This window comes from Peptostreptococcaceae bacterium, from assembly GCA_016649995.1.
Classification (GTDB): domain Bacteria; phylum Bacillota; class Clostridia; order Peptostreptococcales; family BM714; genus BM714.
Window position 1 is genome coordinate 46,871 of record JAENWJ010000004.1, and the last position, 16,083, is coordinate 62,953.

Sequence of the window (16,083 nt, forward strand, 5' to 3'; positions counted from 1 at the left end):
TTATTATAACTCTATAGATTGTGCCCATGCCGGGCACACATAAAAAAAGGGATTAAGTATTGACTTAACCCCTTGATTGCTCTTCAGACGACTATACCAGTTCCAAAAGAACCATGGGTGAAGCGTCTCCTCTTCTTTGTCCAATTTTGATTATTCTCGTGTAACCGCCGTTTCTATCGCTGTATTTAGGTGCGATTTCATCAAACATGTTCTTGACAACGGTTTCATCAAGCATATAAGCCATAGCTTGACGTCTTGCATGCAAGTCGCCTCTTTTAGCCAGCGTAATCATTTTTTCCGCTATTCTCTTGGCTTCTTTGGCTTTAGCCTCAGTTGTCTCAATGCGACCGCTCTTAATCAAGCTTGTCACGATATTTCTTAGCATGAGATTCCTGTGGTCGGTTCTGCGACCCAGCCTTCTGTATCCAACCATAAAGATCCCTCCTTTATTTAAGTCTATTCATCATCCTGCTTAAGGATCAGTTCCAATTCAATTAATTTTTCCCTAACTTCTTCCAAGGATTTCTTTCCGAGATTTCTTACTTTCATCATGTCATCCTCGGTTTTCTGTATAAGGTCTTCAACCGTATTGATTCCGGCACGCTTAAGACAGTTGTAGGAACGGACCGAAAGATCAAGTTCTTCTATAGTCATCTCAAGCACTTTTTCCTTCTTGTCCTCTTCTTTTTCTACCATTATTTCTACATCACTAATACTCTCAGTCAAGCATATGAAAAGATTTAAATGTTCACTCATTATCTTTGAACCAAGTGAAACTGCTTCATCGGGACTGATGCTGCCATCGGTCCAAACCTCAATCGTTAATTTATCGAAATCTGTAACATGTCCAACCCTTGTATCTTCAACTTTGTAGTTGACTTTTCTTACAGGGGTATAGATTGAATCCATAGGGATTACTCCGATAGGCATCTCTTCATTCTTGTTGCCTTCGGCAGACACATAGCCTCTTCCTCTGGCAATTCCAAGTACCATGTTCATTTCCGAATCTTCATCGATTGTTGCAATATACATGTCGGGATTAAGGATTTCAACATCGGCGTCAGCCTTGATGTCTCCCGCCGTAATAATTCCCGGCCCCTTTTTCTCAATTCTTACTTCCTTGACCGATTCATCAGAGTGAATCTTAGCGGACAATCCCTTTAAGTTGAGTATGATATCAACTACATCTTCGCTTACTCCTGAAATAGTTGAAAACTCGTGCAGTACACCATCAATTTTAATCCATTTGACAGCCACACCAGGCAAAGACGAAAGAAGAATTCTTCTCAGACTGTTGCCTATGGTTATCCCGTAGCCTCTTTCAAGAGGTTCTACGACAATTTTTCCATATGTGCCATCGCTTGACATTTCGACGCATTCAATTCTCGGTTTTTCTATTTCTATCATACAATGCCCTCCCTCTTAGCATATTGTCATTCCGAGGGTTACCGGATTCTAATTATTTGGAATACAATTCTACGATTAAATGTTCCTCGACCGGTATATCAATATCTTCTCTGGCCGGCAACGCTACAACTTTACCTTCCATTTTTTCAGGATCAACCGACAACCAGCTCGGAACACTTACCGATTTTTCAGCAATTTCCTTAAACTTGGGTGAAGATTTGCTCTTCTCTTTAACCGCTATCGCATCCCCGATTTTTACCATCATCGAAGGAATCGTAGCCTTTTTGCCATTGATTGTAAAATGTCCGTGTGTAACGAGTTGGCGTGCTTCTTTTCTTGAAGCGGCCATTCCCATTCTGAACACAGTATTGTCCAAACGAGTTTCGAGTATTCTCAGGAAGTTTTCGCCTGTGATGCCCGCTTGCTTTTCTGCTTTGTCAAAATGCCTCTTGAATTGATTTTCCAAGAGTCCGTAATATCTTTTGACCTTCTGCTTTTCTCTTAATTGAATTCCATAGTTGGAAGGCTTGTTTCTTCTTCCCTCGCCATGTTGTCCAGGCGCTTTAGCACGTCTGTTCATTGCACATTTATCACTATAGCATCTTTCGCCTTTCAGGAAAAGTTTCTGTCCCTCTCTTCGGCAAAGTCTGCATGATGGTCCTGTGTATCTTGCCATTCTACTTTCACCTCCTAATCTAACTTAAACTCTTCTACGTTTGGGCGGTCTGCAACCATTGTGCGGTACCGGAGTAACATCTTTGATTGAACTAATTTCCAATCCAGTGGCCTGAAGAGATCTTATTGCTGACTCTCTGCCTGCTCCAGGACCCTTTACAAAAACCTCAACATGCTTGAGGCCATGCTCCATAGCATCTTTTGCGGCTTGCTCTCCCGTCATTTGCGCTGCATAAGGAGTGGATTTTCTTGAACCCTTGAATCCGAGTCCTCCGGCGCTTGCCCATGCAATAACATTGCCGGACATGTCGGTCAATGTCACAATTGTATTGTTGAATGTGGACTGAATATGTGCCTGCCCACGCTCTATATGCTTTTTCTCACGTTTTTTTCTACGTGCTTTACGCACTATCTTCGCCATGTTTCAAAACCTCCTTTGCTATTTCTTCTTGCGGCCTACCATTCTTTTGGGGCCTTTTCTCGTTCTTGCATTTGTCTTAGTTTTTTGGCCTCTAACTGGAAGACCTCTTCTATGACGTATTCCTCTATAACAGCCTATTTCCTTGAGTCTCTTTATATTCAAGGCAACTTCCCGTCTAAGATCTCCTTCGACTTGATGCTCATCGACGATGATTTGTCTAAGCTTGCTGACTTCCTCTTCCGTCAAATCCTTGACTCTAGTATCCTTGTTGATTCCAGCTTTCGCCAAGATTTTCTGGGAATTTGATCTTCCTATACCAAAGATATAAGTCAATCCAATTTCGACTCTTTTATCTCTTGGCAAGTCAACGCCTGCGATTCTCGCCATTAAACCGTACACCTCCTGTTTGAATCCGTTTGTTGTTGTTTTCAATTCATTAGTGCAGCCGCGCTTTTATTTGAATTGACAGTAAATCATACTCAACCCTGCATCAAGCATCAACCTTGCTTTTGCTTGTGTTTGGGATTTTCACAAATAACCATGACCTTGCCTTTTCTTTTTATAACTTTACATTTTTCACACATTGGTTTTACAGAAGATCTGATTTTCATTATTTCCCCTCCTCTATCACTTGCCTCGCCATGTGATTCGGCCTCTGGTCAAATCGTAAGGAGACAGCTCCATTGTTACTTTGTCGCCGGGCAATATTCGAATGTAATGCATTCTCAGTTTACCTGAAATATGGGCCAAAACAACATGTCCATTTTCCAATTCCACTTTAAATGTTGCATTCGGCAGAGCCTCTAAGACGACGCCTTTTACTTCAATTGCAGTTTCTTTAGCCATTAGGAAGCATTCCTCCTATTCTATGGGTCGGTCGGTTTCGAGCTTGTCGATTTCCGTTCTGAGCATCAGATTCGTTATTGTCATGTTTTGATTGTTTCTCCTTGCAATCAGCTCACTTACCAAATTGTACTTGGAAAGATGCTTGACCTTCTTTTTCTTCGGATTGCCGATTCTTCTCAGGTCGCCGTCTGCAACTATAACATATTGATCATCAATCACTTCAACAATTATGAAAACTCTTCCTTTGTCTCTTCCAGCCTTTGATCTTACAAATTGCCCTATCTTTAATTCTTTTGTATCCAGCAATTCAGACACCTCTTTTACAGTTGAGTCAGTATAATCGGCTCTCCCTCAGTAATCGCGATTGTGTGTTCGTAATGGGCAGATAACTTGCCGTCCGCCGTAACAACAGTCCATTCATTACTAAGTGTCTGCACCCTGAAAGTTCCTGCATTTACCATGGGTTCGATTGCAATAACCATCCCGGCAGCAAGTCTCAGACCTTTTCCGGGAGGACCATAATTCGGAACCTGCGGATCCTCGTGCAACGCAGTACCGACTCCGTGACCAACATAATCCCTTACTACGGAAAAGCCATTTTCCTCGACATATTTTTGTACCGCATGTGATATATCCGATAATCTGTATCCCACTTTGCAATACTTAAAACCTTCGAAAAAACTTTGGCGCGTCACAGCTATGAGCCTTTCGGCCTCGTCGCTGATTTCGCCGACAGGGAATGTTCTCGCCCCATCGCCATAATAACCTTTTATTTTCGAACCGACATCCACACTTATAATATCACCTTTTTTAAGCACCCGTCCATCAGGTATGCCATGCACAACCTGTTCGTTAACGGAAGCGCATATGGAAGCAGGAAATCCTCCATAGCCCTTGAATGCCGGGATTGCTCCCAATTCGATGATTTTCTTTTCAGCGATTTGATCCAGTTCAAGCGTTGTCATGCCAGGCTTTATGACTTCCTCCATTAATTTATGGACCTCAGCCACAATTTTCCCAGCTTCTTTCATATATTCAATTTCCTGCCCTGTCTTGATTGTAACCATTAGGAATTACCCTTCAATGCTTCTCCAATATCAGTTGCAACTTTTGCTATGTCCTGCTTTCCATCAATATCAATCAAGATGCCCTGCTTCGAATAATATTCAATCAAAGGCTGGGTCTGATCCAAATAAACCTGTATGCGCTTTGAAACAGTCTCTTCGTTGTCATCGCTTCTTTGATACAGTTCCCCTCCGCAAAGATCGCAAACTCCATCTTTGGCGGATGGGTTGAATTCCACATGATAAGTGGCTCCACAGCCTCGGCAGATTCTTCTGCCTACGGCTCTTCCAATCAAAATGTTTTTATCGACTTCAATATTGACAACATTGTCCATGCTGACATTCATGCGACCGAGCACTTCGTCAAGCTCTTTAGCCTGAACAAACGTTCTTGGAAATCCATCAAGCAGAAATCCCTCTTCGCAATCTTTTACTTTGAGTCTGTCTTCCACGATTTCAACTACCAGTTCATCCGGAACAAGAAGCCCCTTATCCATAAAGTTTTTGGCTCTTACACCTAGTTCCGTACCTTCTTTAAGGTTTTTTCTGAAGATATCTCCTGTAGAAATATGGGGGATACCAAAAGCCTTGACGATACCGACTGCCTGAGTTCCTTTTCCGGCCCCAGGAGGTCCTAAAAGTATCAATCTCATATTAACCCCTCCAATACGATATTATTTAAGAAAACCTTGGTAATGCCTCATAACCATCTGCGCCTCTATTTGTTTCATGGTCTCAAGTGAAACCCCTACCGCAATCAAGAGTGCTGTTCCCCCGAATCTGAAATCAATGCTAGTGAAGTTCAAGATAAGGGTCGGCAAAACGGCTATCATTGCCAGGAAAAATGCTCCTGCCAAGGTTATTTTGTTTAATGATTTTTGTAGATATTCGGCTGTTTTTTTCCCAGGTCTTATGCCGGGTATGAATCCGCCGTTCTTCTTCATATTATCTGCAACTTCAACAGGGTTGAAAGTAATAGCCGTGTAGAAGTATGTGAAAAATATAATCAGAAGAGCATAAAGCAAATTGTAAAAATAGATGCCGGGACTTCCAGTTGGGGAAAGGTATTTTGCAATAAAGTTGGCAAACCCTCCATCCGGGAAGAAATATGTGAGCGTCAGTGGGAATTGCAGCAGCGAAATTGCGAATATAACCGGGATAACCCCTGCTTGATTCACTTTAAGCGGTATATGAGTGCTTTGTCCGCCGTACATTTTTCTGCCCACAACACGCTTGGCATACTGTACCGGTATTTTTCTTGTTCCCTGTTGTATAGCAATTACTGCTGCTATTACGAAAAGCGCCAACACAGCAAATATGATCAATGGAAGAACCGATATTTCTCCGGCCGAAACCTTTTGAAAGGTCTGGCTGATTCCAAGCGGAACTCTTGAAATGATCCCTGCAAATATTATCAAGGATATTCCATTGCCTATTCCATTCTCTGTGATTTGCTCCCCGAGCCACATCAAGAAAGCCGTTCCTGCCGTAAGTGTGATTATTACAGTAGCCACTGCCCAGAAATCAGTTGATATAAGCGCTCTTCTAAAGAGACCTATGCTAATTCCTGTTGCCTGAATGACCGCCAAAACAACTGTCCCATAACGTGTAAACTGAGCAATTTTTTTTCTGCCCTCTTCACCTTCCTTGGCTAAAGCTTCAAGCCTAGGAATTGCAATGGTCAAAAGTTGCATTATGATTGACGATGTAATGTATGGTGTAATACTAAGTGCAAATATGGTAAAATTCTTAAACGCTCCACCTGACATGAAGTTAAAGAAATTAAGGAGTCCCCCGTCCGACGCAAAGAACTGATTCAATATTTCTCTATCAATTCCAGGTACTGGGATGGATGTCCCTAATCTAAAAATGGCGAACATCATCAGTGTAAACAATATCCTCTTTTTAAGATCCGGAATCTTCCAGGCATTCCTTAAGGTACGGAGCATTAAATCACCTCTGCCTTTCCGCCAGCTGCTTCAATTTTTTCTTGAGCAGACTTTGTGAATTGGTTAGCTTTTACTGTCAGCTTCTTTTCAATTTCACCATTTCCAAGAATTTTTACGCCTTCATTCAATTTTTTGATCAAACCGCTTTCTAAAAGAATTGCCGGTGTGATTTCTGCGTTGTCTTCGAATCTATTTAAATCTTCAATGTTTACTATTGACCAAACCTTTTTGAAAATATTGGTGAATCCCCTCTTGGGAAGTCTCCTATAAAGAGGCATTTGGCCTCCCTCAAAACCGGGTCTTGTACCTCCGCCCGATCTGGCGTTTTGTCCGTTAGCGCCTCTTCCGGAAGTTTCTCCCTGCCCGCTCGCAGTTCCTCTTCCAAGTCGCTTTCTATTTCTAACTGCACCTTTTGCAGGTTTCAACTCATGAAGTTTCATGGCTACACCTCCTCCAACTTATATTTCTTCAACTTCAAGTAAATGTTCAACTTTCCTGATCATGCCTCTTATTTGAGAGTTGTCATCTTTTTCAATGACTTGTCCGATTTTTCTGAGTCCCAAAGCTTTGACATTTTTACGATGATTCGGCTTTGAGGCTATTGTGCTTTTAATAAGTTTTATTTTCAACATATTAGCCAAGGTTGTTCCCCCCTAACCTCTAATTTCTTCAACAGATTTTCCTCTGAGTTTTGCAACAATTTCAACAGTTTTCATGCTCATAAGTCCTTGCATAGTAGCATTAACCATGTTTTGCGGATTATTGCTTCCAAGAGACTTAGCTCTTACATCCTTGATTCCAGCCAATTCCAATACCGCACGCACAGGTCCTCCGGCAATAACTCCGGTACCCTCTTTTGCCGGCATTATAAGGACTTTGCCTGCGCCAAACCTTCCTCTAATTTGATGAGGTATGGTAGTTCCGACTCTGGAAACAGTTACGACATTTTTTGTGGCGGCTTGAATTGCCTTTCTTATTGCCTCTGGCACTTCAAGTGCTTTCCCAGTACCAATTCCAACATGGCCGTTCTCGTCTCCTACGACCACAAGTGCACTGAATCTAAAATTTCGTCCGCCTTTTACAACCTTTGTTACACGATTGATATTTATAACTTGCTCTTTTAAATCAAGCTTGCTTACATCAATTTTTTCTCCGAGCATAACCTAACCTCCTTTACCTAAAATTTAAGTCCGGCTTCTCTTGCGCCTTCAGCCAATGCTTTAACTCGGCCGTGGTAGATGTATCCGCCTCTGTCAAAAACAACACATTCGATGCCTTTTTCCAAAGCTTTTTTAGCTACCATTTTGCCAACTTCTCTTGCGCCTTCCTTGTTTCCACCATTCGTTATGTTTTCAGAAGCATCTTTTTCGAGAGATGAAGCCGATACAAGTGTTATTCCTTCTGCATCGTCAATCACTTGTGCATAAATATTCTTAGAACTTCTGAATACATTCAAACGGGGCATTCCAGGAGTTCCGACGATTTTATTTCTCATTCGAAGATGACGCTTTTTTCTTTTTTCATTCTTGCTTAGCTTTTTAATCATCCGTTGTCACTCCCTTTCTACTTACCTGCTTTTCCTTCTTTACGTCTAACTTGCTCATTCTCATATCTTATGCCTTTTCCCTTGTAGGGTTCCGGCGGTCTGAGTCCTCTGATTATTGCAGCGTAGTTGCCCACGCGTTGCTTGCTGATTCCTTTTACCACTATTTCTGTTTGGTTGGGAACCTCAGTTGTGATGCCATCAGGATCTTCCATTTCCAAAGGATGAGAAAAACCAAGATTGAAATCCAACGCTTTGCCTTTCTTGGCAACACGATATCCTACACCAATAATCTGCAGCTTCTTTTCATAGCCTTTAGTAACTCCGAGAACCATATTGTTTATCAAGGTTCTGCTGAGGCCATGAAGCGAACGGTTGATTTTAGTGTCGTTTAATCTTTTAACTGTCAATTCGTTTCCATCTATGGCAATTTTCATTCTTTCACTTATTTTTTCACTTAATTCACCCAATGGGCCTTTTACTGTGACAAGATTGTTCTTGGCAATTTTTATTTCTACCCCACTGGGTACATCTATAGGCATTTTGCCGATTCTAGACATACTTACACCTCCAATACTAAAAATTCATGCTACCAAACGTAGCAGATCACTTCGCCGCCTACGCCCATCTTTCTAGCATCCTTATCCGTTACGATGCCTTTAGATGTAGAAATGATTGCTATTCCTAATCCACCAAGCACTCTAGGCATTTCTTCGCCTTTTGTATAGACTCTCAAACCCGGCTTTGAAATACGTTTGATGCCTGTGATAACTTTTTCCTTGTTGGGACCATACTTAAGTTGAACCCGGAGCACGCCCTGTTTGTCGTCCTCTATGACATTGTAGCCTCTAACATATCCCTCGTTTAAAAGGATTCCCGCAAGGGTTTTCTTCATGTTAGAAGACGGTATGTCAACAGTTTTATGATTTGCTGAATTTGCATTTCTAATTCTAGTAAGCATATCAGCGATAGGATCAGTCATTGCCATGTTTTCTACCTCCCTTCTTTTTACCAGCTAGCCTTTTTGACTCCCGGTATTTGGCCTTTGTAAGCCAATTCTCTAAAACAAATACGACATATACCGAATTTTCTCAGATAAGCATGCGGTCTTCCGCATATTCTGCATCTATTATATTCTCTTGTGGAGAATTTTGCTTTTCTTGATTGCTTAACTTTAAGAGATTTTTTCGCCATTTTTTCGCCTCCTTTAGTTGCTGAATGGCATACCCATCAGTTTGAGAAGTTCATAAGCCTCTTCATCAGTCTGGGCTGTCGTTACGAAAACGATATCCATTCCACGAACCTTGTCAATCTTGTCAAACTCAATTTCCGGAAAAATGAGCTGTTCTTTAACGCCCATGGAATAATTTCCTCTTCCGTCGAAAGCACTCGTCTTAAGACCCCGAAAATCTCTTACCCTTGGAAGTGCAATGTTTACGAGTCTATCGAAAAACTCATACATCATTTCACCCCTGAGATCGACCTTAGTACCAATTGGCATTCCTTCACGCAATTTGAAATTTGCCACAGATTTTTTCGCTATCGTTATGACAGGTTTCTGCCCGGTTATTATGGATAATTCGTCGGCAGCCACATTTAATATCTTCGCGTTTTCCTTAGCATCTCCAACGCCCATGTTCACAACAATTTTTTCAAGCTTGGGAATTTCCATAACATTTTTGTATTTGAATTTTTCCATCAAGGCTTTTGCTGTTTCATTCTTGTATTTTTCCTTTAGTCTAGCCATGTTTAAGACCTCCTTTCACCATCAATCAGTCAATCACTTCTCCAGTTTTGACCGAGATTCGTACTTTTTTACCGTCTTTGAGTCTCTTGCTGCCCACTCTTGTAGGTGCTTTTGCCTTTACATCGTAGAGCATTACATTAGACGCATGGATAGGCGCTTCCTGGTGAACTCTTCCACCTTGTTGAACCTTAGCTGAAGGCTTCTGATGCTTTGTCACCATATTGACAGCTTCTACTATAACTTTATCTGTTTTGGGAAAAGCCTGCAAAACTTTGCCTTGCTTGCCTTTGTCTTTTCCTGAAATAACGACAACAGTGTCATTTTTTTTGATATGCATTCCTTTCACCTCCTAGGTTAAAGCACTTCCGGAGCTAGCGAGACAATCTTCATATAGTTCTTTTCTCTCAATTCTCTTGCAACAGGTCCAAAAATACGTGTTCCAACGGGAGATTGGTCATCCTTAATGATTACTGCCGCATTCTCGTCGAATTTTACCTTGACTCCATCATTTCTCTTAATACCTTTTTTAGTCCTTACAACGACAGCTTTAACTACATCGCCTTTCTTGACAACGCCACCTGGTGTTGCTCTTTTAACGCTACAAACGATAACATCGCCAATGCTGGCATATCTTCTACCCGATCCGCCCAAAACTCGAATGCACAAAACTTCTTTTGCTCCAGAGTTATCTGCTACGATCAAACGTGATTCTTGTTGTATCATCGGTTTCCCTCCTCTCGGAAAGTCTATTTAGCTTCCTCTATGATTTGTACGAGTCTCCATCTTTTATCTTTACTTAAAGGCTTTGTTTCCATGATTCGCACTTTGTCGCCAATATTGCACTCATTGTTTTCATCATGGGCCTTGAATTTGTTTGTCTTCTTAACCGCTTTCTTATAAAGGGGATGACGAACGAAATCTTCAACTGCAACAACTATGGTCTTGTCCATCTTGTCGCTGACAACCTTGCCAACCCTTGTCTTTCTGCTGTTTCTTTCCATGATGCAGACCTCCTTCCTTCATTTTCTATGCGTTCAATTCTTTTTCTTTTTGTATAGTTTTAACTCTTGCAATATCTTTCTTTACATACTTGATTTTTACAGGATTGTCCAACTGTCCAGTGGCTAATTGAAATCTCAAATTAAACAATTCGCTCTTCAAGTCATTGAATTGATTGTCCAATTCCTGCGATGTCATATCACGCAATTTTTTAGTTTTCATTAGCTTCACCACCTTTTTCAGCCGCACTTTCCTTGCTTACAAACTTACATCTGATGGGCAATTTGTGAGCGGCCAATCTCAAAGCCTCTCTTGCGACTTCTTCGCTGACACCTGATAATTCAAACATTATTCTTCCCGGCTTTACAACCGCAACCCAGTATTCTGGAGAACCTTTACCGGCTCCCATACGGGTTTCTGCTGGCTTTTGAGTAACAGGTTTGTGTGGGAAAATCTTAATCCAAACCTTTCCGCCTCTCTTCATATATCTTGTCATGGCGATACGCGCGGCTTCTATTTGATTAGAAGTTATCCATGCTGGCTCCATGGCCATCAAACCGTATTCGCCGTATGAAATAGTGTTACCTTTATTGGCTTTGCCTTTCATTCTGCCTCTAAAAACTTTACGTCGCTTGACTCGTTTAGGCATTAACATGGTGCTTTCCTCCTTCCCATTTGCTGCTCTTAATTGCTACTTTTTCTCGGTCTTCTTGTTTTTTTCCTAGGCGGTCTCTTGCTATTTTTATCGACCACTTCATCCTGAGCCATTCCTTGAAGAATCTCGCCCTTGTTGATCCATACCTTGACTCCGATTTTGCCGTATGTTGTGTTGGCTTCTGCAAAGCCGTATTCAATGTTAGCTCTAAGAGTCTGCAGCGGCACATTGCCTAGGCTATAATTTTCTGTTCTGGCGATTTCTGCTCCACCCAAACGTCCTGAAACCATAATCTTGATGCCTTGAACTCCCGATTTCATAGCTCTGCCCATGGCCTGCTTCATTGCCCGTCTGAAGGAAACCCTTCTTTCAAGCGAAAACGCAACACCTTCAGCTACCAACTGAGCATTTCTATCAGGTCTTGCAACTTCAGAAATATCAATATACACCGTTTTGCCAGTCAATTTCTCTAAATCCTTCTTGAGGGCTTCAATCAACTCTCCGCCTCTTCCGACAACCATGCCGGGTTTTGAAGTGAAAATATTTATATTGACTTTATTGTTGGCTTTCCTCGCAATTGCAATCTTTGCGATTCCAGATGTATATAGTTTTGTCTTTACAAACTCCCTGATCTGATAGTCTTCAACTAAAAGGTCGGCGAAATTTTTCTTGTTTGCGTACCATTTAGAGTCCCAATCCTTGATGATTCCGACTCTTAAACCGTGCGGATTAACTTTTTGACCCATGCTTTCCCCTCCTTTTACGCTTTTTCTTTCAAAACAACACCGACATGACTAGTTCTTCTAAGAATCGGGTTTGCCCTACCCATAGAACCGGCATTCCATCTTTTCATGTGCGGTCCCTTGTTCGCATAAATTTCTGCGATATAGAGCTTTTCCGAATCCATTTCATGATTGTTTTCAGCGTTGGCTTTGGCTGATTTTATTACACTTTCAAATACTCTTGCGCCTTTGTTAGGCGTAAATTTCAGTATCGCCAAGGCTTCATCTACGTTTTTTCCTCTCACCATAACGGCAATCGGCTGAATCTTTCTAAATGAAACTCTGACGTATTTAGCTATAGCTCTCGCTTCCATAGCAAAACCCTCCTTCCGATACTTTTTCTGATGCTACTTGACTTTGCTGCTTCTGTCCCCTGCGTGGCCTCTGAAAGTTCTTGTGGGTGCAAACTCTCCAAGCTTATGTCCTATCATATCTTCTGTGACATAAACCGGCACATGTTTTCTGCCATCGTATACCGCAAGGGTATGTCCGATCATTTGAGGAAATATTGTCGATGCTCTCGACCATGTCTTAATTACGCGTTTTTCATTTTTATCGTTCATCTCTTCAATTCTTCTGAGGAGTTTCTGGTCAATAAAAGGTCCTTTTTTAAGAGATCTTCCCATTTTTGGTGTTCCTCCCTTCGATGTATCTTTGATTATCTTCGTTAGACATTTTTATATTATTTTTTCCTTTTGACAATTTGCTTATCAGAGGCTTTTCCTTTTTTACGGGTTTTGTAACCTAATGCAGGTTTGCCCCAAGGAGTCATTGGCGACGGTCTTCCAATCGGAGCACGCCCTTCTCCACCACCATGAGGGTGATCGTTCGGGTTCATTACCGATCCTCTTACTGTCGGGCGGATGCCCATATGCCTCGTTTTGCCAGCTTTACCAATATTCAGGTTTTCGTGGTCAATGTTTCCAACCTGGCCAATGGTTGCGCGGCATTCAATGCGAACTTTTCTTACCTCTCCGGATGGCAATCTAACCAAAGCATATTTGCCTTCCTTTGCCATAAGTTGAGCCGAGTTGCCTGCGGACCTTACCATCTGTCCGCCTTTTCCAGGCTTCATTTCGATGTTGTGAATCGTGGTACCCAACGGAATATTGCCCATCTCCATTGCGTTGCCCGGTTTTATGTCAGCGTTATTGCCGCTCATAACCTTGTCGCCCACCTTGATCTTGTGTGGAGCAAGTATATAACTTTTTTCGCCATCGGCATAAGCCAAAAGTACAATGTTGGCGGAACGATTGGGGTCATACTCTATCGCCTCAACCTTCGCCGGAACATCATCCTTCAAACGTTTGAAGTCTATGATTCTGTATTTTATTTTTGCACCGCCGCCTCTATGGCGAACAGTTATTTTACCCTGATTGTTTCTTCCGGAATGCTTTTTCAAGGTTACAACCAAAGACTTTTCAGGCTTCTTCTTGGTTATATCCTCGAAGGTTGAAACTGTCATTTGTCTCAATCCAGGAGAAGTGGGTCTGAAACTCTTGATTCCCATGGCTTCTTACCTCCTTTTGCTATAAAGTCCTTTTATAAGCCTTCGAAAAATTCGATTTCTTTGCTGTCCTCAGTCAATTTGATTATGGCTTTTTTCCAATCGGAACGTTTTCCGACGAATTTGCCCATGCGCTTGACTTTTCCAGTCATGTTCATGGTGCTTACCCTATCGACCTTGACCCCGAAAATTTCCTCTACGGCCTGTTTGATTTGTGTTTTATTTGCTCTTTTATCAACCTTGAAGGTATACTTTTTCTCTGACATACCTTCCATGCTACGCTCTGTAACAATAGGCTTAAAAATTATATCGTAAGGTGTTCTCATTATGCATACACCTCCTCAATTTTTTTTGCTGCCTCTTTTGTAATGATGCAAGAGTTGCTGTTTAATATCTCATAAATATTCATTCTTCCAACATAGGTAGTTTGCACTCCCGGAATGTTGGCGGATGATTTTATAACATTTGCGTTCATATCGTCAGTGATAATGATCGGTTTGCTTCCCGCTTTCAAATTTGCAAGGATGCTAATCATTTCTTTTGTCTTTGGAGCTTCAAGCATCAATTCATCCAAGATTATAAGCTCATTAAGAGCCACTTTCGATGTAAGCGCCGATTTCATGGCTACCCTTTTCATTTTCTTGGGAATCTTATAACTGTAGTCCCTCGGTTTCGGTGCAAATACTACTCCTCCACCAACCCAGTTTGGTTGACGTGTACTTCCAGCTCTCGCTCTGCCAGTTCCTTTTTGCTTCCAAGGTTTGCGGCCTCCGCCCCTAACCTCTGCTCTGGTTTTAGCTGATTGCGTTCCCTGTCTTTGGTTGGCTAAATAGTTCTTTACGGCCTCGTAAAGTACGTGTTCATTTATTTCCGCTCCGAAAACGTTTTCATTCAGTTCTATTTCATCGACTTTTTGTCCAGAAACATTCAATATATCCAATTTAGGCACTTTAAACCCTCCTTTCTTCAAGAATAGGCACTATCTGCCATTCTTTACACTTTCTTTGATTGTTATGATGCCTTTCTTGGGTCCGGGTACCGCACCCTTTACAAGCAAAAGGTTCCTGTCCATGTCCACTCTTACAACTTGCAGGTTCTTTACAGTTACTTGCTCGTTGCCCATTCTTCCGGCCATGTGCATTCCCTTGAATACTCTTGACGGAGAGGCTGAAGACCCCAATGATCCCGCTGCTCTGTGAAACTTGGAACCGTGAGATTTAGGCCCTATGCTTTGATTGTATCTCTTTATGGTACCTTGCGTTCCCTTACCTTTTGAAATACCCGATACATTGATGAAGTCTCCCTCTTTGAATGTATCAACGCTTATTACTTGTCCAACCTCATACTCGGAAGCATTGTCGACTCTGAATTCCACAAGGTTTCTCTTGGCGTCAACGCCGGCTTTGCCATAGTGGCCCTTCATCGGCTTTTTAACTTTTGATTCTTTGATATCTCCGAATCCGATTTGAATTGCTTCGTATCCATCAGTATCCGTTGTCTTTACTTGAACTACTACCATCGGAGTCGCTTCGATAACCGATACCGGCACCAATCGTCCATCTTCCTTAAAGACTTGCGTCATCCCGATTTTTCTTCCTAAAATTCCCTTCATACTTGCACCTCCCATTAATCTTACAGCGGATTGCCGTAGCAATCGTACTAAAACATTGGGTTAAATAACCTGTATCTTAGTCGTTGCAATTATAGTTTGATTTCGATGTCCACGCCAGCCGGAAGATCCAATCTCATTAGTGCATCTACAGTTTTAGGCGTGGGGCTCAAAATATCAATCAGTCTCTTATGTGTTCTCATTTCGAACTGTTCCCTCGAATCCTTGTACTTGTGTACCGCTCTCAAGATGGTCACAATCTGCTTTTCAGTCGGAAGAGGCACTGGTCCGGAGACCTCAGCTCCTGTTCTTTTAGCAGTTTCCACTATCTTTGAAGCAGATTGGTCAAGAATCTTATGGTCATAAGATTTTAATCTGATTCTGATTTTTTGGCTTGTTGAATTTGCCATGTTTTTCCCTCCTTTTTTCATCGTACGCTTAGTTAACGTACAACCGGACATTGTAAACTTTGCCGGGTGTGTCGCGGCTTTTTTTTAATAAAAAGCACATTTACACGTCCTGTCGCCCGATTCTTGAACGGACATTCTCCATGAAAATTCCCCCAGCTAAGCCGGCAACCTTCCATTTCATCGCAGTCCTTACACACCATAGTATTATACTCCCTACATGTTCATTTTTCAAGTGTTTTGTGAAATGTTTTTATTCTTTAGTTCATTTACTTCGATGTGACAAAAAAACCGGGAGAATTCTGTCTTATCTCCCGGTTTAACCTTTGACTATTCGATTATTGTTGCTACCGCGCCTGCTCCTACTGTTCTTCCGCCTTCTCTTATGGCGAATCGGAGGCCTTCTTCGATGGCTATCGGAGTGATAAGTTCAATCGTCATCTCGATGTTGTCTCCAGGCATGCACATTTCA

At 41.8% G+C, this 16,083-nt stretch carries 33 protein-coding genes; all 33 read right to left on the reverse strand.

Translation table 11 applies throughout. From position 1 onward, the window contains the following. Positions 1-91: 91 nt before the first annotated feature. On the reverse strand, positions 92-433 hold the full coding sequence (gene rplQ, locus JJE29_01740; GenBank protein MBK5251350.1) for a 50S ribosomal protein L17: 342 nt from the start codon (positions 431-433) through the stop codon (positions 92-94). 23 nt (positions 434-456) lie between these two features. Continuing rightward, positions 457-1,407: a DNA-directed RNA polymerase subunit alpha gene (locus tag JJE29_01745; GenBank protein ID MBK5251351.1), complete on the reverse strand. Its 951-nt coding sequence runs from the start codon at positions 1,405-1,407 to the stop codon at positions 457-459. A gap of 52 nt (positions 1,408-1,459) precedes the next feature. After that, positions 1,460-2,083: a 30S ribosomal protein S4 gene (rpsD, locus tag JJE29_01750; GenBank protein ID MBK5251352.1), complete on the reverse strand. Its 624-nt coding sequence runs from the start codon at positions 2,081-2,083 to the stop codon at positions 1,460-1,462. 24 nt (positions 2,084-2,107) lie between these two features. Beyond that, positions 2,108-2,503 (reverse strand): 30S ribosomal protein S11, encoded by a 396-nt coding sequence (rpsK, locus tag JJE29_01755; protein MBK5251353.1) that lies wholly within the window; start codon positions 2,501-2,503, stop codon positions 2,108-2,110. An 18-nt stretch (positions 2,504-2,521) separates the two neighbouring features. Further along, a complete protein-coding gene (gene rpsM, locus JJE29_01760) occupies positions 2,522-2,890 on the reverse strand; it encodes a 30S ribosomal protein S13 (GenBank protein MBK5251354.1) in 369 nt (122 codons plus the stop codon). Between the two features lie 110 nt (positions 2,891-3,000). After that, entirely contained in the window at positions 3,001-3,114 is a 114-nt protein-coding gene (gene rpmJ, locus JJE29_01765) for a 50S ribosomal protein L36 (protein MBK5251355.1), read from the reverse strand. Positions 3,115-3,130: 16 nt separating this feature from the next. After that, on the reverse strand, positions 3,131-3,349 hold the full coding sequence (gene infA, locus JJE29_01770) for a translation initiation factor IF-1 (protein ID MBK5251356.1): 219 nt from the start codon (positions 3,347-3,349) through the stop codon (positions 3,131-3,133). 15 nt (positions 3,350-3,364) lie between these two features. Next, complete coding sequence (locus JJE29_01775) at positions 3,365-3,655, reverse strand: KOW domain-containing RNA-binding protein (protein MBK5251357.1); 291 nt, start codon at positions 3,653-3,655, stop codon at positions 3,365-3,367. A gap of 14 nt (positions 3,656-3,669) precedes the next feature. Beyond that, positions 3,670-4,416 carry a type I methionyl aminopeptidase gene (map, locus tag JJE29_01780; GenBank protein ID MBK5251358.1) on the reverse strand — a complete coding sequence of 249 codons (747 nt, stop codon included), beginning with the start codon at positions 4,414-4,416 and terminating at the stop codon, positions 3,670-3,672. Beyond that, complete coding sequence (locus tag JJE29_01785) at positions 4,416-5,066, reverse strand: adenylate kinase (GenBank protein MBK5251359.1); 651 nt, start codon at positions 5,064-5,066, stop codon at positions 4,416-4,418. Before JJE29_01785 ends, map begins: the two co-directional genes overlap by 1 nt. A gap of 21 nt (positions 5,067-5,087) precedes the next feature. Next, a complete protein-coding gene (secY, locus tag JJE29_01790; protein MBK5251360.1) occupies positions 5,088-6,362 on the reverse strand; it encodes a preprotein translocase subunit SecY in 1,275 nt (424 codons plus the stop codon). After that, a complete protein-coding gene (rplO, locus tag JJE29_01795) occupies positions 6,362-6,802 on the reverse strand; it encodes a 50S ribosomal protein L15 (protein ID MBK5251361.1) in 441 nt (146 codons plus the stop codon). The genes secY and rplO overlap by 1 nt, the downstream gene beginning before the upstream one ends. Positions 6,803-6,820: 18 nt before the next feature. Beyond that, positions 6,821-6,994 carry a 50S ribosomal protein L30 gene (rpmD, locus tag JJE29_01800; GenBank protein ID MBK5251362.1) on the reverse strand — a complete coding sequence of 58 codons (174 nt, stop codon included), beginning with the start codon at positions 6,992-6,994 and terminating at the stop codon, positions 6,821-6,823. A gap of 21 nt (positions 6,995-7,015) precedes the next feature. Further along, positions 7,016-7,522 (reverse strand): 30S ribosomal protein S5, encoded by a 507-nt coding sequence (gene rpsE / locus JJE29_01805; GenBank protein ID MBK5251363.1) that lies wholly within the window; start codon positions 7,520-7,522, stop codon positions 7,016-7,018. A gap of 17 nt (positions 7,523-7,539) precedes the next feature. Further along, positions 7,540-7,908, reverse strand: a complete 369-nt coding sequence (gene rplR, locus JJE29_01810) for a 50S ribosomal protein L18 (GenBank protein MBK5251364.1) — start codon at positions 7,906-7,908, stop codon at positions 7,540-7,542. Between the two features lie 17 nt (positions 7,909-7,925). Beyond that, positions 7,926-8,465: a 50S ribosomal protein L6 gene (gene rplF / locus JJE29_01815; protein ID MBK5251365.1), complete on the reverse strand. Its 540-nt coding sequence runs from the start codon at positions 8,463-8,465 to the stop codon at positions 7,926-7,928. A 29-nt stretch (positions 8,466-8,494) separates the two neighbouring features. Beyond that, positions 8,495-8,893 (reverse strand): 30S ribosomal protein S8, encoded by a 399-nt coding sequence (rpsH, locus tag JJE29_01820; protein ID MBK5251366.1) that lies wholly within the window; start codon positions 8,891-8,893, stop codon positions 8,495-8,497. Positions 8,894-8,913: 20 nt separating this feature from the next. After that, a complete protein-coding gene (locus tag JJE29_01825; protein ID MBK5251367.1) occupies positions 8,914-9,099 on the reverse strand; it encodes a type Z 30S ribosomal protein S14 in 186 nt (61 codons plus the stop codon). Between the two features lie 13 nt (positions 9,100-9,112). After that, positions 9,113-9,652: a 50S ribosomal protein L5 gene (rplE, locus tag JJE29_01830; GenBank protein ID MBK5251368.1), complete on the reverse strand. Its 540-nt coding sequence runs from the start codon at positions 9,650-9,652 to the stop codon at positions 9,113-9,115. Between the two features lie 25 nt (positions 9,653-9,677). Then, positions 9,678-9,989 carry a 50S ribosomal protein L24 gene (rplX, locus tag JJE29_01835; protein MBK5251369.1) on the reverse strand — a complete coding sequence of 104 codons (312 nt, stop codon included), beginning with the start codon at positions 9,987-9,989 and terminating at the stop codon, positions 9,678-9,680. A 17-nt stretch (positions 9,990-10,006) separates the two neighbouring features. After that, the gene (rplN, locus tag JJE29_01840) at positions 10,007-10,375 is read right to left on the reverse strand and encodes a 50S ribosomal protein L14 (protein MBK5251370.1); all 369 of its coding nucleotides are present in this window, start codon (positions 10,373-10,375) and stop codon (positions 10,007-10,009) included. Between the two features lie 23 nt (positions 10,376-10,398). Beyond that, entirely contained in the window at positions 10,399-10,656 is a 258-nt protein-coding gene (gene rpsQ / locus JJE29_01845) for a 30S ribosomal protein S17 (protein MBK5251371.1), read from the reverse strand. Positions 10,657-10,678: 22 nt separating this feature from the next. Then, a complete protein-coding gene (gene rpmC / locus JJE29_01850; protein MBK5251372.1) occupies positions 10,679-10,873 on the reverse strand; it encodes a 50S ribosomal protein L29 in 195 nt (64 codons plus the stop codon). After that, the gene (gene rplP, locus JJE29_01855; GenBank protein ID MBK5251373.1) at positions 10,863-11,306 is read right to left on the reverse strand and encodes a 50S ribosomal protein L16; all 444 of its coding nucleotides are present in this window, start codon (positions 11,304-11,306) and stop codon (positions 10,863-10,865) included. Before rplP ends, rpmC begins: the two co-directional genes overlap by 11 nt. A gap of 29 nt (positions 11,307-11,335) precedes the next feature. Continuing rightward, a complete protein-coding gene (gene rpsC, locus JJE29_01860; protein ID MBK5251374.1) occupies positions 11,336-12,052 on the reverse strand; it encodes a 30S ribosomal protein S3 in 717 nt (238 codons plus the stop codon). Positions 12,053-12,066: 14 nt separating this feature from the next. Beyond that, positions 12,067-12,402 (reverse strand): 50S ribosomal protein L22, encoded by a 336-nt coding sequence (gene rplV / locus JJE29_01865; GenBank protein MBK5251375.1) that lies wholly within the window; start codon positions 12,400-12,402, stop codon positions 12,067-12,069. 33 nt (positions 12,403-12,435) lie between these two features. After that, complete coding sequence (gene rpsS / locus JJE29_01870) at positions 12,436-12,714, reverse strand: 30S ribosomal protein S19 (GenBank protein ID MBK5251376.1); 279 nt, start codon at positions 12,712-12,714, stop codon at positions 12,436-12,438. A gap of 56 nt (positions 12,715-12,770) precedes the next feature. Then, entirely contained in the window at positions 12,771-13,598 is an 828-nt protein-coding gene (gene rplB, locus JJE29_01875; protein MBK5251377.1) for a 50S ribosomal protein L2, read from the reverse strand. A 32-nt stretch (positions 13,599-13,630) separates the two neighbouring features. Beyond that, complete coding sequence (gene rplW / locus JJE29_01880) at positions 13,631-13,921, reverse strand: 50S ribosomal protein L23 (protein MBK5251378.1); 291 nt, start codon at positions 13,919-13,921, stop codon at positions 13,631-13,633. Further along, positions 13,921-14,544: a 50S ribosomal protein L4 gene (rplD, locus tag JJE29_01885; GenBank protein MBK5251379.1), complete on the reverse strand. Its 624-nt coding sequence runs from the start codon at positions 14,542-14,544 to the stop codon at positions 13,921-13,923. The genes rplW and rplD overlap by 1 nt, the downstream gene beginning before the upstream one ends. 30 nt (positions 14,545-14,574) lie before the next feature. Continuing rightward, complete coding sequence (gene rplC / locus JJE29_01890) at positions 14,575-15,207, reverse strand: 50S ribosomal protein L3 (protein MBK5251380.1); 633 nt, start codon at positions 15,205-15,207, stop codon at positions 14,575-14,577. A gap of 89 nt (positions 15,208-15,296) precedes the next feature. Continuing rightward, on the reverse strand, positions 15,297-15,614 hold the full coding sequence (gene rpsJ, locus JJE29_01895; protein ID MBK5251381.1) for a 30S ribosomal protein S10: 318 nt from the start codon (positions 15,612-15,614) through the stop codon (positions 15,297-15,299). A gap of 327 nt (positions 15,615-15,941) precedes the next feature. Further along, a partial coding sequence (gene tuf / locus JJE29_01900; protein ID MBK5251382.1) for an elongation factor Tu occupies positions 15,942-16,083 on the reverse strand: 142 nt, incomplete at its 5' end.

Excerpts from the sequence above, each read along its gene's own strand:
- rplQ (MBK5251350.1), bottom strand. The coding sequence starts at position 433 with ATGGTTGGATACAGAAGGCTGGGTCGCAGAACCGACCACAGGAATCTC.
- JJE29_01745 (MBK5251351.1), bottom strand. The coding sequence starts at position 1,407 with ATGATAGAAATAGAAAAACCGAGAATTGAATGCGTCGAAATGTCAAGC.
- rpsD (MBK5251352.1), bottom strand. The coding sequence starts at position 2,083 with ATGGCAAGATACACAGGACCATCATGCAGACTTTGCCGAAGAGAGGGA.
- rpsK (MBK5251353.1), bottom strand. The coding sequence starts at position 2,503 with ATGGCGAAGATAGTGCGTAAAGCACGTAGAAAAAAACGTGAGAAAAAG.
- rpsM (MBK5251354.1), bottom strand. The coding sequence starts at position 2,890 with ATGGCGAGAATCGCAGGCGTTGACTTGCCAAGAGATAAAAGAGTCGAA.
- rpmJ (MBK5251355.1), bottom strand. The coding sequence starts at position 3,114 with ATGAAAATCAGATCTTCTGTAAAACCAATGTGTGAAAAATGTAAAGTT.
- infA (MBK5251356.1), bottom strand. The coding sequence starts at position 3,349 with ATGGCTAAAGAAACTGCAATTGAAGTAAAAGGCGTCGTCTTAGAGGCT.
- map (MBK5251358.1), bottom strand. The coding sequence starts at position 4,416 with ATGGTTACAATCAAGACAGGGCAGGAAATTGAATATATGAAAGAAGCT.
- JJE29_01785 (MBK5251359.1), bottom strand. The coding sequence starts at position 5,066 with ATGAGATTGATACTTTTAGGACCTCCTGGGGCCGGAAAAGGAACTCAG.
- secY (MBK5251360.1), bottom strand. The coding sequence starts at position 6,362 with ATGCTCCGTACCTTAAGGAATGCCTGGAAGATTCCGGATCTTAAAAAG.
- rplO (MBK5251361.1), bottom strand. The coding sequence starts at position 6,802 with ATGAAACTTCATGAGTTGAAACCTGCAAAAGGTGCAGTTAGAAATAGA.
- rpmD (MBK5251362.1), bottom strand. The coding sequence starts at position 6,994 with ATGTTGAAAATAAAACTTATTAAAAGCACAATAGCCTCAAAGCCGAAT.
- rpsE (MBK5251363.1), bottom strand. The coding sequence starts at position 7,522 with ATGCTCGGAGAAAAAATTGATGTAAGCAAGCTTGATTTAAAAGAGCAA.
- rplR (MBK5251364.1), bottom strand. The coding sequence starts at position 7,908 with ATGATTAAAAAGCTAAGCAAGAATGAAAAAAGAAAAAAGCGTCATCTT.
- rplF (MBK5251365.1), bottom strand. The coding sequence starts at position 8,465 with ATGTCTAGAATCGGCAAAATGCCTATAGATGTACCCAGTGGGGTAGAA.
- rpsH (MBK5251366.1), bottom strand. The coding sequence starts at position 8,893 with ATGGCAATGACTGATCCTATCGCTGATATGCTTACTAGAATTAGAAAT.
- JJE29_01825 (MBK5251367.1), bottom strand. The coding sequence starts at position 9,099 with ATGGCGAAAAAATCTCTTAAAGTTAAGCAATCAAGAAAAGCAAAATTC.
- rplE (MBK5251368.1), bottom strand. The coding sequence starts at position 9,652 with ATGGCTAGACTAAAGGAAAAATACAAGAATGAAACAGCAAAAGCCTTG.
- rplX (MBK5251369.1), bottom strand. The coding sequence starts at position 9,989 with ATGCATATCAAAAAAAATGACACTGTTGTCGTTATTTCAGGAAAAGAC.
- rplN (MBK5251370.1), bottom strand. The coding sequence starts at position 10,375 with ATGATACAACAAGAATCACGTTTGATCGTAGCAGATAACTCTGGAGCA.
- rpmC (MBK5251372.1), bottom strand. The coding sequence starts at position 10,873 with ATGAAAACTAAAAAATTGCGTGATATGACATCGCAGGAATTGGACAAT.
- rplP (MBK5251373.1), bottom strand. The coding sequence starts at position 11,306 with ATGTTAATGCCTAAACGAGTCAAGCGACGTAAAGTTTTTAGAGGCAGA.
- rpsC (MBK5251374.1), bottom strand. The coding sequence starts at position 12,052 with ATGGGTCAAAAAGTTAATCCGCACGGTTTAAGAGTCGGAATCATCAAG.
- rplV (MBK5251375.1), bottom strand. The coding sequence starts at position 12,402 with ATGGAAGCGAGAGCTATAGCTAAATACGTCAGAGTTTCATTTAGAAAG.
- rpsS (MBK5251376.1), bottom strand. The coding sequence starts at position 12,714 with ATGGGAAGATCTCTTAAAAAAGGACCTTTTATTGACCAGAAACTCCTC.
- rplB (MBK5251377.1), bottom strand. The coding sequence starts at position 13,598 with ATGGGAATCAAGAGTTTCAGACCCACTTCTCCTGGATTGAGACAAATG.
- rplW (MBK5251378.1), bottom strand. The coding sequence starts at position 13,921 with ATGAGAACACCTTACGATATAATTTTTAAGCCTATTGTTACAGAGCGT.
- rplC (MBK5251380.1), bottom strand. The coding sequence starts at position 15,207 with ATGAAGGGAATTTTAGGAAGAAAAATCGGGATGACGCAAGTCTTTAAG.
- rpsJ (MBK5251381.1), bottom strand. The coding sequence starts at position 15,614 with ATGGCAAATTCAACAAGCCAAAAAATCAGAATCAGATTAAAATCTTAT.